At 38.9% G+C, this 18,583-nt stretch carries 15 protein-coding genes; 4 read left to right on the forward strand and 11 right to left on the reverse strand.

Annotation, left to right across the window (positions count from 1 at the left end):
* Positions 1 to 39 precede the first annotated feature (39 nt).
* Positions 40 to 939: a LysR family transcriptional regulator ArgP gene (locus tag LW139_RS14725; protein WP_166540865.1), complete on the forward strand. Its 900-nt coding sequence runs from the start codon at positions 40 to 42 to the stop codon at positions 937 to 939.
* Positions 940 to 1,010: 71 nt separating this feature from the next.
* On the opposite strand, the gene LW139_RS14730 is transcribed toward LW139_RS14725, so the two are convergent.
* The 11 genes from LW139_RS14730 to ampD form a co-directional block, all read right to left on the reverse strand.
* The gene (locus LW139_RS14730) at positions 1,011 to 1,745 is read right to left on the reverse strand and encodes an oxidative stress defense protein (RefSeq protein ID WP_166540866.1); all 735 of its coding nucleotides are present in this window, start codon (positions 1,743 to 1,745) and stop codon (positions 1,011 to 1,013) included.
* A gap of 87 nt (positions 1,746 to 1,832) precedes the next feature.
* Positions 1,833 to 2,456 carry an arginine exporter ArgO gene (argO, locus tag LW139_RS14735; RefSeq protein WP_166540867.1) on the reverse strand — a complete coding sequence of 208 codons (624 nt, stop codon included), beginning with the start codon at positions 2,454 to 2,456 and terminating at the stop codon, positions 1,833 to 1,835.
* A 140-nt stretch (positions 2,457 to 2,596) separates the two neighbouring features.
* A complete protein-coding gene (locus tag LW139_RS14740; protein ID WP_166540868.1) occupies positions 2,597 to 2,821 on the reverse strand; it encodes a hypothetical protein in 225 nt (74 codons plus the stop codon).
* Positions 2,822 to 2,939: 118 nt separating this feature from the next.
* Positions 2,940 to 3,800 carry a small-conductance mechanosensitive channel MscS gene (gene mscS, locus LW139_RS14745; protein WP_247850139.1) on the reverse strand — a complete coding sequence of 287 codons (861 nt, stop codon included), beginning with the start codon at positions 3,798 to 3,800 and terminating at the stop codon, positions 2,940 to 2,942.
* A gap of 92 nt (positions 3,801 to 3,892) precedes the next feature.
* Entirely contained in the window at positions 3,893 to 4,264 is a 372-nt protein-coding gene (locus tag LW139_RS14750; protein ID WP_109407443.1) for a YacL family protein, read from the reverse strand.
* A gap of 138 nt (positions 4,265 to 4,402) precedes the next feature.
* Complete coding sequence (acnB, locus tag LW139_RS14755) at positions 4,403 to 7,000, reverse strand: bifunctional aconitate hydratase 2/2-methylisocitrate dehydratase (RefSeq protein WP_166540870.1); 2,598 nt, start codon at positions 6,998 to 7,000, stop codon at positions 4,403 to 4,405.
* A gap of 517 nt (positions 7,001 to 7,517) precedes the next feature.
* A complete protein-coding gene (gene lpdA, locus LW139_RS14760; RefSeq protein ID WP_072063363.1) occupies positions 7,518 to 8,945 on the reverse strand; it encodes a dihydrolipoyl dehydrogenase in 1,428 nt (475 codons plus the stop codon).
* A gap of 201 nt (positions 8,946 to 9,146) precedes the next feature.
* The gene (gene aceF, locus LW139_RS14765; RefSeq protein ID WP_247850140.1) at positions 9,147 to 11,003 is read right to left on the reverse strand and encodes a pyruvate dehydrogenase complex dihydrolipoyllysine-residue acetyltransferase; all 1,857 of its coding nucleotides are present in this window, start codon (positions 11,001 to 11,003) and stop codon (positions 9,147 to 9,149) included.
* 12 nt (positions 11,004 to 11,015) lie between these two features.
* Complete coding sequence (gene aceE, locus LW139_RS14770; protein WP_109407446.1) at positions 11,016 to 13,682, reverse strand: pyruvate dehydrogenase (acetyl-transferring), homodimeric type; 2,667 nt, start codon at positions 13,680 to 13,682, stop codon at positions 11,016 to 11,018.
* A 163-nt stretch (positions 13,683 to 13,845) separates the two neighbouring features.
* Positions 13,846 to 14,616 carry a pyruvate dehydrogenase complex transcriptional repressor PdhR gene (gene pdhR, locus LW139_RS14775; RefSeq protein WP_166540924.1) on the reverse strand — a complete coding sequence of 257 codons (771 nt, stop codon included), beginning with the start codon at positions 14,614 to 14,616 and terminating at the stop codon, positions 13,846 to 13,848.
* A 325-nt stretch (positions 14,617 to 14,941) separates the two neighbouring features.
* The gene (gene ampD, locus LW139_RS14780; RefSeq protein ID WP_227335839.1) at positions 14,942 to 15,484 is read right to left on the reverse strand and encodes a 1,6-anhydro-N-acetylmuramyl-L-alanine amidase AmpD; all 543 of its coding nucleotides are present in this window, start codon (positions 15,482 to 15,484) and stop codon (positions 14,942 to 14,944) included.
* 211 nt (positions 15,485 to 15,695) lie between these two features.
* Between ampD and ppdD the strand changes: the two genes are divergently transcribed.
* The 3 genes from ppdD (at position 15,696) to LW139_RS14795 (ending at position 18,520) form a co-directional block, all read left to right on the forward strand.
* The gene (ppdD, locus tag LW139_RS14785; RefSeq protein ID WP_109407448.1) at positions 15,696 to 16,139 is read left to right on the forward strand and encodes a prepilin peptidase-dependent pilin; all 444 of its coding nucleotides are present in this window, start codon (positions 15,696 to 15,698) and stop codon (positions 16,137 to 16,139) included.
* Positions 16,140 to 16,223: 84 nt separating this feature from the next.
* The gene (locus LW139_RS14790; RefSeq protein ID WP_208105209.1) at positions 16,224 to 17,324 is read left to right on the forward strand and encodes an ATPase, T2SS/T4P/T4SS family; all 1,101 of its coding nucleotides are present in this window, start codon (positions 16,224 to 16,226) and stop codon (positions 17,322 to 17,324) included.
* Complete coding sequence (locus LW139_RS14795) at positions 17,321 to 18,520, forward strand: type II secretion system F family protein (protein WP_166540873.1); 1,200 nt, start codon at positions 17,321 to 17,323, stop codon at positions 18,518 to 18,520. The genes LW139_RS14790 and LW139_RS14795 overlap by 4 nt, the downstream gene beginning before the upstream one ends.
* The last annotated feature ends 63 nt before the right edge of the window (positions 18,521 to 18,583 follow it).

Below are 18,583 nucleotides of genomic sequence, written 5' to 3' on the forward strand. Positions count from 1 at the left end.
TAGTAAGCAACAGAATATAAAATCAAAGAGAGTCTGTTAATGAAACGCCCTGATTATCGAGCATTACAAGCCCTTGATGCCGTCATTCGCGAACGTGGTTTTGAAAGAGCTGCACAAAAGTTATGTATTACACAATCTGCCGTTTCACAGCGTATTAAACAATTAGAAAACTTATTCGGCCAACCATTATTAGTGCGAACTGTTCCCCCTAAGCCCACAGAGCAAGGGCAAAAACTATTGGCATTATTGCATCAAGTAGAATTACTTGAAGAACAATGGTTAGGTGATGAAAATAGTGGCTCCACACCGCTTTTACTCTCTTTGGCGGTGAATGCTGATAGTTTAGCAACGTGGTTATTACCCGCTTTGCACCCAGTTTTAACACAACTGCCTATTCGGCTTAATATACAAGTTGAAGATGAAACGCGAACACAAGAACGCTTAAGAAGAGGCGAAGTCGTTGGTGCAATCAGTATTCAGCCACAAGCATTACCAAGTTGCCTTGTTGATCAATTAGGCGCTCTTGATTATCTATTTGTGGCCTCTCCTGATTTTGCTCAGCGTTATTTTGCAAATGGCGTAACTAAGTCATCGTTATTAAAAGCCCCTGCAGTCGCATTTGACCATCTTGATGATATGCATCAAGCATTTTTACAGCAAAACTTTGGTTTATCTCCGGGTAGCGTACCTTGCCATATCGTTAATTCTTCTGAAGCATTTGTGCAATTAGCAAAACAAGGTTCGACATGTTGCATGATCCCTCATCTACAAATTGCTAATGAGCTAAAGAGTGGAGAGCTGGTTGATTTAACTCCGGGACTTTGCCAGCGGCGTATGCTTTATTGGCATCGTTTTGCACCAGAAAGTAGAACGATGAGAAAAGTGACAGATGCACTGATTAATTTTGGCCGTAAGGTTTTAAAACAAGGTGAAGAGTAGCACGGCTATTTCATCTTTTAACACAAAAAATAGGCTTCTCTAAGAAGCCTATTTTTTTTACCGTAACATAATTATTTAGTGCGTTTTAGTTCAAAAACAACATCCACATAATCTTTAAATTCGATACTTTGTTGTTCATAAGTTTCTTGCACTGCTGCTGGTGCTTGGGCTTTTAATGCCATTGCATCCATACGTACTTGTGCGATTGGATAAGGTGTCGCTTCTGGCGCACGATAGCTTACACTATAGACTGCACCTAAATCAGCACCAAAACCTTTTGCAACAGAAGTTGCTTGATCAATGGCATTTTTAATGGCCACTTCTCGTGCTTTTACTTTGTATTGTTCTGGATTATTTACGCCAAACTCAACGTTATTAATTTCATTTAAACCAGCCGCTAATGCGCCATCAAGTAACGTATTAAGCTGTTCTAATTTCTTAATTTTGACATTCACAGTACGTGTTGCTGTATAACCATTAATCACCGAACGCTCTGCTTTTTTATCATACTCATAGTTTGGTTGAGTACGGATATTAGCAGCGTCGATATCTTCCTTCACAACACCATTTTCTTTTAAGAAGGCAAAATACTTTGCAACACGCTCATCGACTTGTTTCTTAGCCTGAGCCGCATCTTTTGCTCTTTCATTAACCTGAATATTTAATGTCGCCATATCAGGAGCTGCTTTAATTGTCGCATTACCCGATGTTGTAATATGTGGTCCTTCTGGCTCCGAAGCAGCTAGCGCAATGGAAGGTAATCCCAGCGTAAACATGGATGCTAATACAATCGCTCTTAATTTCACAAAAAACCCCCTGACAAAATTAATTTTAATGTCCTGTTTTTAGGACTAAGAAGAACATTAGCATATATGATGTAAAGTTCTTTAAGATTAAAAGAGAGTTTTCCATCCTTGTGCTACTAATTGAACAGCAATAAACCACATCACACATCCTACAAACATATTAATAATGCGTTGAGAGTGTGTTTTGCTTAATATTGGAGAAAACCAAGCCGCAAGTAGTGATAATGCGAAAAACCAACTTATAGAGGCAAATACAGCACCAATTGTAAACCAAGGGCGAAGCTCTGTGGTTAATTGTCCACCTATACTGCCTATCACAACAAAAGTATCTAAATAAACATGAGGATTAAGCCAAGTTACGGCAATTAATGTCACAATCACACGCCAACGGTTTTTTACCTGATTTTCACTTTGTGATAATTCGATATCTTTTGAAAAAGCTGTTTTAAATGCTTTCCAACCATACCAAAGTAAAAATACCACTCCTCCCCATGTGATCAATAATAAAAGTGTTTCTGATTGACTAAGCAATGCACTGCCACCAAAGACACCTGCTGTTATTAATACAACATCACTTAAAGCGCATAAAAATGCGCTCATTAAATGAAATTGTTTTTTACTCCCTTGCTGTAAAACAAAAGCATTCTGAGCACCTATAGGTAAAATCATGGCTGCACTCAATAAAAAACCCTGAAAAAAAGTTGTAAACATGCAAAATACCTTAATAATTATTCGTTAGATATTAGCTGAATAATAGAGGGATTTTGATATTAGAGGAAATGAATCATTCTTATTGATAATAAGAAAAACTAATGGCCATAAAATAGATAAAAATAATAATTTCAGTAAGGTTAATAAGATGAAATAACCATATTCATTAATAGAATAAAAATAAAATTAGACCAGATAGTAACATGAGGTGTTACCACAATTAATGCAGTAATAAATAAGATAATACGTGTTCGCTTTTTAGCTACTTTATGTGAATACCACAATAATAATAGCGCCAAAGAAAAAACAAGATAGCCATCAGCATAATGAAAAACAAAAAAGAAACTCCTTAAGATTATCTCCATTTTTAATACTTAATCCCTTTTATAGTCTGTGTTATCTCATTATTCTTCCTTTCTTATTTCTTATCATACAAAAAAGCCACGCTATTAACGTGGCTCTATGTCATCTATTCTTGTGAGACTATTCTGCTTTTGCCGTCGCACTTGGTGTTTGATGCATATAAACATCCATTTGTGGGAATGGAATACCGATATTATTCGCATCTAATGCGCGTTTAAAATCTTCCATCAAATCCCAATAAACAGGCCATGCATCTCCATTGGTTGTCCAAACACGTACCACAAAGTTTAATGAAGACGGTGCCATTTCATGTAAACGGATAGTCACACCTTTATCATGTTGAATACGTTTGTCTTTAGCAACAACATCACCCAGTACTTGTTTTACTTTATCAATATCAGCATCATAAGCCACACCGACAATAATTTGTGTACGGCGATTAGGCTCACGCGTTAAGTTGATAACCTCGCTACTGATAATTTTGCTATTTGGAATAACGATAATTCTGTCATCGGCTGAGCGTAATGTGGTAGAGAAAATTTGTACATCTCTTACCGTACCTTCTACAGAGCCAATCATGACATATTCATCTGTGCGGATCGGACGGAAGATAACAATTAATACGCCCGCTGCAAAGTTAGATAGTGATCCTTGTAAGGCTAAACCAACCGCCAAACCAGCAGCACCTAATACCGCGATAACCGACGCAGTTTGAACACCTAATCGTCCTAATACGGCAATTAAGGTAAAAGCAACAACAGTATAACGAACTAAAACAGATAAAAATGTCACAACAGTAGCATCAATATGACGCAATGTAAGAACTCTTGCGACACCTTTACCGATCATTTTTGCGACAAAAAGACCAATAAATAAGATCAAAAATGCGGCTACAATATTCACAGCATATTGAATAAAGAGATCCTGATTTGCGACAAACCAACCTGATGCTTCATCTAAACTAACAGGTAATTCATTCATTAGACCACCTTTTAAATCTTAAAAATATAATAGAAGAATAGCAATTCAGTAATATATTGTGGCAGATTTATTCAAAAAATATATAGTATTTGTTAATTTTCTTTATTTTCCAGAATAAATAACCGATATTTCTGTAGCATGGTAGCAAAATCATCTAAACCACAAAAAGAGATACTTTCGTTATCGTAATAGCTCATGCCCTCTTCCATTTCATCTGTTTCAAAATGCAAAGTATTGGCTCTTATCATTACTTCTTCATCATCAATCGAAAGGCTATATTCTTTACCAATTAGCTCCCACTGTCTTTCACTGCCTTTAATACCATCCATCTCTTCAAGAATTTGATCTATCAGACTAATATCGCCCTGAATTTCATCATTCAGCCAATAGCCTATCGCTTCATGATCCATCGAAAAACGGGCTAGTATACCGCCAGTGAGGTCTCGCTGAAATTCATAGTCCATGGTGTACGCCCCTTATTAAGCTACCGCTTTTTTAATAAAAAAATACCTTATTCTTATTATGACAAAAATAACAAAAAACGGGAGGTATTAGCCTCCCGTTTGTTCATATTAAATACGTTTAAAGCAATAAATTAATCGTTATACCGTTGTTTGGAAAATAACTTGGTCTGCTTTATCTGTATATTGAGCAAGTTGATCAAAGTTCAGATAGCGATAAGTATCTTCTGCGGTTTCATCAACTTTATTCATAAAGTCGAGATACTCTTGTGGCTCAGGCAAACGACCTAATAATGACGCAACTGCCGCAAGTTCTGCTGAAGCAAGATACACATTTGCACCTGTACCTAAGCGGTTAGGGAAGTTTCGTGTCGAGGTTGAAACAACAGTTGCACCATCAGCAACACGCGCTTGGTTCCCCATACACAGTGAACAACCAGGTACTTCGATACGTGCTCCACTCTTACCAAAGACGCTATAATAGCCCTCTTCCGTTAATTGTGCCGCATCCATTTTTGTTGGTGGAGCAACCCATAAACGTGTTGGTAATTGACCTTTGTGTTGATCAAGCAGTTTACCCGCAGCACGGAAGTGACCAATGTTAGTCATACAAGAACCAATGAACACTTCATCAATTTTGCTGTTTGCCACTTCAGATAGTAAGCGAGCATCATCTGGATCGTTAGGCGCACATAGAATTGGCTCTTTGATCTCATTTAAATCAATTTCGATCACTGCGGCATATTCTGCATCAGCATCCGCTTCAAGTAATTGCGGATCTTTCAACCAGTTTTCCATTGAAGTAATACGACGTTCAATAGTCCGACGATCGCCATAACCTTCAGATATCATCCATTTCAATAAGATAATGTTAGACTGGAGGTACTCAATGATAGGCGCTTTATCCAGTTTAATGGTACAACCCGCAGCTGAACGTTCTGCTGATGCATCAGCAAGCTCAAATGCTTGTTCTACTTTCAGCTCTGGTAAGCCTTCAATCTCAAGAATGCGACCAGAGAAAATGTTTTTCTTACCTTTTTTCTCAACTGTCAGTAAACCATCTTGAATTGCGTAATAAGGAATAGCATGAACTAAATCACGCAGTGTCACACCCGGTTGCATTTTGCCTTTAAAACGAACCAGAACAGATTCTGGCATATCTAATGGCATAACCCCAGTTGCTGCAGCAAAAGCCACTAGGCCCGAGCCTGCTGGGAATGAGATACCAATAGGGAAACGAGTATGCGAGTCACCACCTGTACCAACAGTATCAGGTAATAACATACGATTTAACCATGAGTGGATAATACCATCGCCCGGACGCAGTGAAACACCACCACGATTCATAATAAAGTCAGGCAAAGTGTGATGCGTTGTAACGTCTACCGGTTTTGGATAAGCCGCAGTATGACAGAATGATTGCATTACTAAATCAGCAGAGAAACCAAGGCACGCCAAGTCTTTTAGCTCATCACGAGTCATTGGACCTGTTGTATCTTGTGAACCTACTGAGGTCATTTTTGGCTCGCAATATTCGCCCGGGCGAATACCTGTACGACCACAAGCACGACCTACCATTTTCTGAGCTAGTGAGAAACCACGGTTGCTTTCTGCAACAGGTTTAGCATGACGGAACAGTGTGCTAACTGGTAAACCTAGTGATTCGCGCGCTTTTGATGTTAATCCACGACCAATGATTAATGGAATACGGCCACCAGCACGAACTTCATCAATTAATACTTCGGTTTTTAACTCAAAGGTTTCCAGTAACTCATTCGTTTCATGGTTACGAATTTCACCTTTATATGGGTAAATATCAATGACATCACCCATATTTAATTTAGAAACATCAACTTCGATAGGCAATGCACCTGCGTCTTCCATTGTGTTAAAGAAGATAGGTGCAATTTTACCACCGAGAACAACCCCGCCACCGCGTTTATTAGGAACGAATGGAATATCATCCCCCATAAACCAAAGCACGGAGTTTGTCGCTGATTTACGAGAAGAACCAGTGCCTACAACGTCACCAACATAAGCTAGTGGGAAGCCTTTTTTATTTAATGCTTCGATTTGTTTGATAGGACCAACACTACCCGGTTGATCTGGTTCAATCCCTTCACGCGCATTTTTTAACATAGCTAAAGCATGTAATGGGATATCTGGGCGAGACCAAGCATCTGGAGCTGGAGATAAGTCATCGGTATTGGTTTCACCAGTGACTTTAAATACGGTAACAGTAATTTTTTCTGCTAATTCTGGACGTTCAGTAAACCATGTTGCATCAGCCCAAGATTGCATAATCTGTTTAGCATACACATTGCCTGCTTTGGCTTTTTCTTCAACATCATAGAAGTTATCGAACATCAGTAATGTGTGAGAAAGCGCTTTGGCTGCAATTGGGGCTAATTTGTTGTTATCCAGAGATTCAATTAAAGCATGAATATTATAGCCACCTTGCATGGTACCTAATAATTCAACGGCTTTTTCTGGCGAGATAAGAGGTGATGTGGTTTCGCCTTTCGCGAGGGCAGTTAAAAAACCCGCCTTAACATAGGCAGCTTCATCAACTCCGGGTGGAACACGGTTAACAATTAAATCAAGAAGAAATTCTTCTTCACCTTTAGGGGGATTTTTTAATAGCTCAACAAGTGCGGCTGTTTGTGTGGCATCGAGAGGTTTTGGAACGACACCTTCAGCTGCACGCTCTGCTACGTGCTTACGGTATTCTTCTAGCACGACTGTCTCCTCGCTTCTTTGTCATTTTGTATAACCCGGCTGTCTGCACCCTGTCTGTTGAAGGATGCCAGGTCAGAGGATCTTTTGCTCGCATAAAACATAAGAGGTTGTAAAATTATGCCCAGCTAAGGGCTATCAGCATAGCAAATCTTCAACACGATGTTAATTCGTTCACATAAAAGTAACATTAATCAGATTCAAATATCCACTTATTCAGATTAAAACACTTAAACAAAATATATAACAGGGACTTTTAACCAAGATTTTGGTTAATAACCACACTTTTTATAGTTTTTTTCATCCTCAAATTAGCACTAAAGTAAAATTTGCGGCCAAATAAACATCAATCACACAAAATAACCAGCATCACACAGTAGAAGACGATCAGCATTTCAATAAAAAATATAAAAAAAGAGCCAAGTTCCATAAAGAACTTAGCCCTTATCATTTAAACTACTTTAGTAAACTGTTTTCAGTAAAGCTATTTTCAGCAAAACCGTTTCCAGTAAAAAGTCGCTTATTTTTTCTTTTTCGCTTTTGGATTTGGCAGGTCAGTGATACTACCTTCAAATACTTCCGCAGCCATACCAATTGATTCGTATAACGTTGGGTGAGCGTGGATAGTTAATGCGATATCTTCAGCATCACAACCCATTTCGATTGCCAGACCAATTTCACCTAACAGTTCACCACCGTTAGAACCAACAATTGCACCACCGATAACACGGTTAGTTTCTTTGTCGAAAATCAGTTTAGTCATACCATCAGCACAATCTGATGCGATTGCACGGCCTGATGCAGCCCATGGGAAAGAAGCCACTTCATAGCTAACGCCTTTCTCTTTCGCTTCTTTTTCTGTCATACCAACCCATGCAACTTCTGGTTCAGTATAAGCGATTGATGGAATAACTTTAGGATCGAAGTAATGTTTTTTACCAGAAATAACTTCTGCTGCAACGTGACCTTCATGAACACCTTTGTGAGCCAGCATTGGTTGACCAACAATGTCTCCGATAGCAAAGATGTGAGGTACATTAGTACGCATTTGTTTGTCAACATGGATAAAGCCACGATCATCAACTTCGATGCCTGCTTTACCTGCGTCTAATAATTTACCATTAGGTACACGACCGATAGCAACCAATACTGCATCGTAACGTTGTGGTTCTGCTGGGGCTTTTTTGCCTTCCATCGTTACGTAGATGCCATCTTCTTTTGCTTCAACCGCAGTTACTTTGGTTTCTAGCATCAGGTTAAATTTCTTGCTGATACGTTTGGTAAATACTTTAACCACGTCTTTGTCAGCAGCAGGAATAACCTGATCAAACATTTCAACCACGTCAATCTGAGAACCCAGAGAGTGATAAACCGTTCCCATTTCCAGACCGATGATACCGCCACCCATAACCAGTAAACGCTCTGGTACGGTTTTCAGTTGCAGCGCATCTGTTGAATCCCATACTCGTGGGTCTTCATGTGGAATAAATGGTAATTCGATTGGACGTGAGCCGGCAGCAACGATTGCATTTTCAAAAGTGATGGTAGTTGTACCTTCACCACCTTCAACAGACAATGTATGAGAACCAGTGAATCGTGCTTCGCCATTAACAACAGTCACTTTACGGCCTTTAGCCATGCCCGCTAAGCCACCGGTTAATTGAGAAATAACTTTGTCTTTCCAGATGCGAATTTTGTCGATATCTGTTTTTGGTGCATCAAAAACAACACCATGTTCAGATAATGCTTTCGCTTCTTCGATAACTTTAGCAACGTGGAGTAACGCTTTAGAAGGGATACAACCCACATTCAGACAAACACCACCTAAAGTAGAGTGACGTTCAACTAAAACTGTTTCTAAACCTAAGTCAGCGCAACGGAACGCCGCGGAATAACCCGCAGGGCCTGCGCCGAGAACCACTACCTGTGCTTTAATTTCAGTACTCATCGTGACCTCATTATTTATTTGTCCGGCGAGTCAGACGAAAATCCATATTTAACACCGAGACTTACATACCGCATGCAGTTTACAGAAATGTTAATAAACTGAAAAGCGCTCTAACATGACGGATCTCACAACCTAAGATGTATGACTGTAAAATCTATCATCGTAATCAGAGAAACCGGCGCTAAGCACCGGTTTAAATAATTACATTACCAAACGACGTAAATCGCTCATGTACTGATTAATCAGAGTGATGAATCGAGCACCATCAGCACCATCGATCACACGGTGATCGAAAGATAATGACATTGGTAGAATCAAGCGTGGTACGAACTCTTTACCATTCCATACAGGTTTCATAGAAGAACGGGAAAGTCCCATAATCGCAACTTCTGGTGCGTTAACGATTGGTGCAAAACCGGTAGTACCGATACCACCAAGGCTAGAAATTGTGAAACATCCGCCTTGCATATCCGCAGCTGTCAGTTTACCTGCACGTGCTTTCTTAGAAACTTCAGCTAACTCATAAGACAGTTCGATAATGCCTTTTTTGTTAACATCTTTGAAAACAGGAACAACTAAACCGTTAGGTGTATCTACAGCAATGCCGATATTGATGTATTTTTTCAGGATCAGTTTCTGTCCATCTTCAGAGATAGAGCTGTTAAAGCGTGGCATATCTGCCAGTGCTTTTGCTGCTGCTTTCATCACGAAGACTAACGGAGTGATCTTAACATCCAGTTTTTTCTTCTCTGCTTCTTTATTTTGCTGTTTACGGAATTCTTCAACCTCAGTGATATCTGCTTCATCGAACAGATTTACGTGAGGGATCATCACCCAGTTACGGCTTAAGTTAGCACCAGAGATTTTCTGGATACGGCTTAATTCAACTTCTTCAATTTCACCAAACTTGCTGAAGTCAACTTTCGGCCAAGGTAACATGCCTGGTAATCCGCCACCTGCATTTGCTGGCGCTGATTCAGCACGTTTAATTAACTCTTTCACGTAAGACTGAACGTCTTCACGTAAGATACGGCCTTTACGACCAGTACCTTTCACTTTCGCTAAATTCACACCAAATTCACGCGCTAAGCGACGAATAACAGGTGTTGCATGAACGTAAGCATCATTTTCAACGAATTCTTCTTTTGCTGCTGGTGCAGTTGCTTGTGCTTTAGCAGGTGCTGCTGGTGCAGAACTTGCTGGCGCAGGTGCGGCTGCTGCTGCTTGAGCAACAGGTGCTGCACCGGCAACTTCAAACGTCATGATCAGTGAGCCAGTTTTCACTTTATCGCCCACTGCAATTTTGATCTCTTTAACCACACCTGCAAATGGTGCTGGAACTTCCATAGAAGCTTTATCACCTTCAACGGTGATCAGTGATTGTTCTTCAGAGATGGAATCACCTACTTTAACCATCACTTCAGTAACTTCAACTTCGTCACCACCGATATCTGGAACATTCACTTCTTTCACAGCAGATGTTGCTGGTGCAGATGCTGCTGGAGCTGCTTGAGCAACAGGTGCGCTACCTGCAACTTCAAATACCATGATAAGAGAGCCTGTGCTCACTTTATCACCAGTTGCGATTTTAATTTCTTTCACAACGCCAGCAAATGGAGCTGGAACTTCCATAGAAGCTTTATCACCTTCTACAGTGATCAGCGATTGTTCTTCAGCAACGCTATCGCCCACTTTTACCATCACTTCGGTAACTTCAACTTCGTCACCGCCGATATCAGGTACATGAACTTCTTTTAATTCTGCCGTTGCAGGCGATGCTGCTGGCGCAGGAGCTGCGGCTTGAGCTGGTGCAGCTTGCGCGGCACCTTCTGCTTCAAAAATCATGATAAGAGAACCAGTTTGGACTTTATCGCCCACAGCAATTTTGATCTCTTTCACTACACCCGCTTGTGGTGATGGGACTTCCATAGAAGCTTTGTCACCTTCTACAGTAATTAAGGATTGTTCTTCCTCAATACGGTCGCCCACTTTCACCATCACTTCGGTGACTTCAACTTCATCAGCACCGATATCTGGGACTTTAATTTCAATAGACATTCACTTTACCTCTTACGCCAGACGTGGGTTTACTTTTTCAGGGTTGATGTTGTATTTATTGATTGCTTCTTCAACAACCTTCACATCAATCTCACCACGTTTAGCTAATTCACCTAATGCAGCAACAATCACATAAGAAGTATCAACTTCGAAGTGGTGACGCAGGTTTTCACGGCTATCAGAACGACCGAAACCATCTGTACCTAATACGCGGTAATCATCTGCTGGTACATAAGTACGAACTTGTTCAGCGAACAGTTTCATATAGTCAGTAGAGGCTACAGCTGGTGCATCATTCATAATTTGAGCGATGTAAGGTACACGCGGTGCTTCAGATGGGTGTAGCATGTTCCAACGTTCACAATCTTGACCATCACGAGCCAGTTCTGTGAATGAAGTTACGCTATAAACATCAGAACCAATACCGTATTCAGTAGACAGGATTTGTGCTGCTTCACGAACGTGACGCAGAATAGAACCTGAACCCAGTAACTGAACTTTACCTTTCGCGCCTTCCAGTGATTCCAGTTTGTAGATACCTTTACGGATACCTTCTTCAACACCGGCTGGCATTGCTGGCATATGGTAGTTTTCGTTGAGTGTAGTGATGTAGTAATAAACGTTTTCTTGTTTATCACCATACATACGCTCTAAACCATCTTGCATGATAACAGCAACTTCATAAGCAAATGCTGGATCATAAGAGATACAGTTAGGGATAGTCAGCGATTGAATATGGCTATGACCATCTTCGTGTTGTAAACCTTCACCATTAAGTGTTGTACGGCCTGAAGTACCACCCACTAAGAAGCCACGAGCTTGTTGGTCACCTGCTGCCCAGCATAGGTCGCCAATACGTTGGAAACCAAACATTGAGTAGTAGATATAGAATGGGATCATTGGCAGGTTGTTAGTGCTGTAAGATGTTGCAGCTGCTAACCAAGATGCGCCAGCACCCAGTTCGTTGATACCTTCTTGCAGAATTTGACCTTTAACGTCTTCTTTATAGTAAGCAACTTGCTCACGATCTTGAGGCGTATATTGCTGGCCATTCGGGCTATAAATACCGATTTGACGGAACAGGCCTTCCATACCGAAAGTACGTGCTTCGTCAGCAATAATTGGAACTAAACGATCTTTGATAGATTTATTTTTCAACATTACGTTCAGTGCACGAACGAATGCGATAGTTGTAGAAATCTCTTTAGATTGTTCTTCCAGTAATTGGCTGAAATCTTCCAGTGTCGGAATATCCAGTTTTTCTTCAAAACGAGGACGACGTGCTGGCAAATAACCGCCTAAATCCTGACGACGTGCGTGCAGGTATTTGTATTCTTCTGACTCTTTGTCAAAAGTAATATAAGGCAGGTCTTTGATTTGCTCATCAGCAACTGGAATATTGAAACGATCACGGAAATGGTGAACGCCATCCATGTTCATTTTTTTAACTTGGTGAGCAATGTTTTTACCTTCTGCTGTTTCACCCATACCATAACCTTTAATGGTTTGAGCTAAAATAACAGTTGGTTTGTTTTGAGTATCTTTTGCTTTTTGGAATGCAGCAAAAACTTTCTTCGGATCGTGACCACCACGGTTTAATGCCCAGATTTCATCATCAGTCATATCTTTAACTAATGCAGCAGTTTCTGGGTAACGATTGAAGAAATGCTCACGAACATAAGCGCCATCACGAGATTTAAATGTCTGGTAATCACCATCCAGGGTTTCATTCATTAATTGAATGAGTTTACCAGAGGTGTCTTTACGCAGAAGCTCATCCCAACGATCGCCCCACATTACTTTGATAACGTTCCAGCCAGCACCGGCAAAGATACCTTCTAATTCGTTAACAATTTTGCCGTTACCTGTAACTGGGCCATCAAGACGTTGTAAGTTACAGTTAACAACGAAGCACAGGTTATCTAATTTTTCGCGAACTGCGATGGTGATTGCACCTTTAGATTCTGGTTCGTCCATTTCGCCATCGCCTAAGAACGCATAAACAGTTTGTTTAGTCGTATCTTTTAAGCCACGGTGATTTAAATATTTCAGGAATTTAGCTTGATAAATTGCAGATAGAGGCCCCAGACCCATAGAAACAGTTGGGAACTGCCAGAATTCAGGCATTAATTTAGGGTGTGGATAAGAAGATAAACCTTTACCACCAATTTCTTGACGGAAGTTGTTTAATTGTTCTTCTGTTAAACGACCTTCTAAGAATGCGCGTGCATAGATACCTGGGGAGATATGTCCTTGGAAGTAAACTAAGTCGCCGCCATCAGTTTCATTTTGAGCACGGAAGAAGTGGTTAAAGCACACTTCATATAACGTTGCAGAAGATTGGAATGACGCCATGTGTCCGCCGAGTTCCAAATCTTTTTTGGATGCACGCAGAACCATCATTACTGCGTTCCAGCGAATAGCAGAACGAATACGACGCTCTAATTCCAGATTGCCAGGGTAAGCGGGTTCATCTTCAGCAGGAATGGTATTGATATAATCACTGTGTACAGAGCCGCCTAAAGCAATATTAAGACCGCCATTACGGGCTTGTTTTAATACCTGATCAATCAGGAACTGTGCACGCTCAACACCTTCTTCACGGATGACCGAGTCGATCGCTTGTAACCAGTCGCGAGTTTCGATCGGATCCACGTCATTTTTCAGCATATCTGACATGGTGTATTCCTTATCTGTTATCTGTTTTTAATGGTTATGGGAGTCTATCTTCCCGTTATACCCATTTGATATGACGGGAAGATAGACCCTGCTGTTATTACCGCTATCCCTGAAAATCACAGGGAGATAGGTAGTACAGACTCAGCGGTCAGGATCTGTGCTACTAAAATAAATCAGGGTGTTGTTGGAGCCGGCGCAAAGAGCGCTCACGGCGAGTATGTTCACGACTCATATCCAACAAAACATCTTCAATAAAGGCTAAATGGCGATGTGAAGCTTCACGCGCTACCTCTGGCTCTCTATTAATAATAGCCTGATAAATCTGACTACGATGCTCACTTACGGCAGTTAACATCTCTTTACGAGTGTAAAGAAACTCAAAATTCTGGCGGATATTCTGCTCAAGCATAGGTACCATGCATCTTAATAAATGTAATAGAACAACATTATGAGCAGCTTCCGTGACAATTAATTGATATTGCAATACAGCTTCAGACTCAGCGACTAAATCACCCTTTTCGTGGGCCTTCAAAATACAATCATGGCTTGCCTTGATACGAGCAAGATCTTCATTAGTACCGCGTAACGCTGCATAATAAGCAGCAATACCTTCAAGGGCATGGCGCGTTTCTAAGAGATCAAATTGAGATTCGGGATGTCCGCTAAGCAGTTGAGCTAAAGGATCACTAAAACTTTGCCAGAGATTATGCTGAACAAATGTTCCACCGCCTTGGCGACGAAGTAAAAAACCTTTAGCTTCTAATTTTTGGATAGCTTCACGCAATGAAGGGCGGGATACATCAAATTGCTTCGCCAGCTCACGCTCAGGTAAGAGTTTTTCTCCTGGACGCAGAGTGCCTTCTAAAATCAGATGCTCAAGCTGTTGCTCAATGACATCAGAAAGCTTAGGTTGACGGATTTTTGTATAAGCCATATTGCTGGAAGCCATTATTGGATAACTATTACCTTTGTGATTGAGTTGTCAATTGGTAATACCAATTTAATATAACGGATAATAAAGTAACAAAGTATTCACTAACTGTCCATACAGTTGTTGAGCGAAATCATAAAAACCTGCAAATTTTAACAAATTATTTTAAAAATTCATCAAAAGTGATAACTAGATCGCATTATACTGAAACGTTAAAAATAAATTTTTTAACGTTTTTTAAACACATAAACAGTCAAACTGAAGCGTGACAGCAATAATTAACTGAATAAACAATCATTATAATCAGTTTTTAATTCATCCATCTCTGTTATTTCGTTAACAAACTATGAAAATAGTCCCAATCAAAGTGAGGCCCTGGATCTGTTTTTCTATTTGGTGCAACATCACTATGCCCTGTAATGTTCTCTTTAATGGCAGGATAAAGCGTAATAAGTGATTGAGTTATCTTGGCTAATTGCTGATATTGGTTTGGTGTAAAATCACAATTATCAGTGCCTTCAAGCTCTATACCAATAGAGAAATCATTGCACTTTTCTCTACCTTTATATAAAGAAACGCCCGCATGCCACGCTCTATCTGTAAAAGGCACATATTGCACAATTTCACCATCACGCCGAATAAGACAATGAGCAGATACTCTTAAGTCGATTATTTCACTAAAAAAAGGATGATCTTCCTCTGATAACGTATTGGTAAATAACCTATCAATATAAGGCCCACCAAATTGACCTGGTGGCAAACTGATATTGTGAACAATCAGTAAAGAGGGGGCTTCGCCTTCAGGCCTTTTATCATGATTTGGTGAAGGTACTTTTCTTACATCAATAAGCCAACCTTGTTTAATTTCCACATCAACCCTCTTCTACTATGTTTTAGCTATTATCAATAATTTTATTAACTCATATTCATCAATAAATGCGAACTTTCTCTCAATAATAAAGGTTAATTTTGTATAACTCTGTTTTCTTTTCGATATTTTACTCAAATTTTATTTTATCTATTCGCCAATAAAGTCCTTTTTTTTCATACTTCTAGTGTCTATTAATCAAGGAGGACGCTAGATGAACGCACTTAATTATCACTCATCTGAAAATGGCTTTACCCTTATGGAACTCATGATTGTCATTGCCATTATTTCTATTCTAAGCTCTGTCGCTATTCCTGCTTATCAAGGCTATATCCAAAAAGCGGCTTTAACCGATATTTTGCAAACGCTCTCCCCTTATCGTTCAGCCGTTGAATTATGTCGTTATGAAAATGAACTTCACCATTGCGATTCTGACTCAACATTTATGCCACCACAATTTCGCAGTCGATATCTTTCTGAAGTATCCGTATTAAATGGTGTCATTAATGCAACCGGGAAAGCACAACTTGAAGGCCTAACTATTGTTATGTCTTTAGAAAAAAATGCGGGAGATTATCTTCCTATATGGAGGACACAATGCTCCGCCACTAATACTAGGTTACAAAAGCAATGCACTGAAATATTCAAATCATATTAATACATTATGGATATTGGGGAGCATTCGTATCGAATGTTCCTGTATTAAAACAACGCAAATAAAGTAAATATAAAAAGGTGAATAATGGATATCACATACTCAGCAACAGAATTTATTGAACATCTATTACGCCATAGCATTTTAATGCGTGTTTCTGATTTACATATTGAACCTCAACAATTCAATTTTAGAATTAGAGCCAGAATAGATAACCATTTATATTTATTTTCTCCACCTCCGGATGAATTTTCAGAAGAAATAGTGACACGTTTAAAAATATTGGCTAACTTAAATATTACAGAAAAACGATTACCTCAGGATGGTCAATTTACTTGGTCTTATCATGATAAAAACTATTCAATACGAATAGCCACACTTCCCACTCTTTATGGTGAAAAAATCGTTTTGCGCCTTATTAATAACCTCCAACAACCTGAATTAAACCATTTAGGATTTCAACCATCTCATTTAACACTATTAAAAAAATATTTAAATTTACCGCAAGGTATGATTTTAGTCACAGGCCCAACAGGTAGTGGAAAAACACTAACTTTATATAGTTGCTTACATTATTTAAATAAAGATAACCGTAATATAAATAGTGTTGAAGATCCCATCGAATTACCACTAGATGGTATTAATCAAATTCAGATTTGTGAAAAAATGGGGATCACATTTACTACAATACTACGCGCATTATTACGTCAAGATCCCGATATTATAATGGTAGGTGAGATTCGCGATCCCCCCACTGCTGAAATGGCAATAAAAACAGCACAAACAGGACATCTTGTTTTATCCACATTACACACTAACTCCACAGATGCCACCTTAATGCGCCTACATAATTTAGGCATTGCAAAAGATCTTATTCACTCTTGTATTAGTTTGATTATTTCACAGCGATTAGTGCGCTGTTTATGCTCACATTGTAAAACCTGCTTACCCAATAAAAAACAGATTAATATCAATGAAGAAATCATTGAATTACCGAATTGGCAAGCAATAGGTTGCCAGCAATGCAGTTCTGGTTATAAAGGAAGAACGGCAATCTATGACTGTTTTGAACCAACAAAACAAGCACATGCATCTCCCTATAATTTACTCCATTCAGGTTTTCTATTAATAAAACAAGGGATAACAACACTTGAGGAGGTTTATCAAACACTGGGGGATATTGAATGAGATTACAGCAAATTTATCATTACGATGCATTGAGCTATCAAGGCGAATGGTGTTCAGGAAACATTCTCGCATCATCAAATAATGATGTTTTTATTAAATTAGTACAGCAACAAAAAATTCCCATAAAAATACATTTATACAAAATCGTGATATTCCAAGAAAATGATAAAAAATATCGTATTCAATTACTTGAACAACTCGCATTATTACTTCACTCAGGTTTAGCACTTTTACCTGCTTTAACGCTATTAAAAAATGAGTGTCGTTATGTTCATTGGCAATGTGTATTAGATGATATTATTTTTAACTTAATGCAAGGCGGTACATTATCAAAACAGTTAAGCCGTTATCCCGTTTATTTTCCACTTTCATTAGTACGCTTTATTTTTATTGGCGAAGAAAGTGGAAAGTTAAATGAAGTCATAACACTTCAAATAACACAATTAAAAAAACAACAAGAAATAGTTAAAAAAATAAAAAAATCTTTTAAATACCCACTTTTTTTATTGGTTATTTTATTTTCTATTACCAGTATTATGTTGTTATATGTTTTACCAGAATATCAATCCTTATACAGTGCCTTTAATACTGAGCTTCCTGATTTAACATTAGCATTAATTTCTTTCTCAAAATGGTTTTCTAACTATATTTTTATAATGCTCGTTTCCTTTATTGGGCTAATATTGCTTTATCATTTTATCCGGCATTATTCACCACTCTTTTATTATTATGAACAAGCTATTTTGCTTCATCTACCTTATTTCGGTACGCTATTAAAATACCATCAACTCTATCTTATTTTTCAGATAATAAGTATTACACAACAAGCTGGATTACCGTTATTACAAGGCTTAACGATTATTATAGAACAACTTACACATCCCATTTATAAACGCCAGCTATTACAAATGAGTGAACACATTACGCAAGGAAAATCATTAAGTTTATTTATGAAAAATGCGTCTTATTTTCCACCCATTTGCCATCAATTTATCATTTGTGCAGAAAATTCAGGACAGTTACTCTATTTTTGTCAACAATTAAGTGATTGGTTTTATCATCAGCTTGAAGAACAATTAAATACTATCAGTACATGGTTAGAGCCGATGTTAATGGCGATAATTGCATTGATTATTGGTACATTAATCATGGCTATGTATCTTCCTATATTACAGTTAGGTGATACTATACAGTGAATCACAAATTTTATGAGTAATATGCTATTGTGATCTTTCTCGCTAAGTGATTGATTGATGATA

Source organism: Proteus vulgaris (assembly GCF_023100685.1).
Lineage (GTDB): Bacteria > Pseudomonadota > Gammaproteobacteria > Enterobacterales > Enterobacteriaceae > Proteus.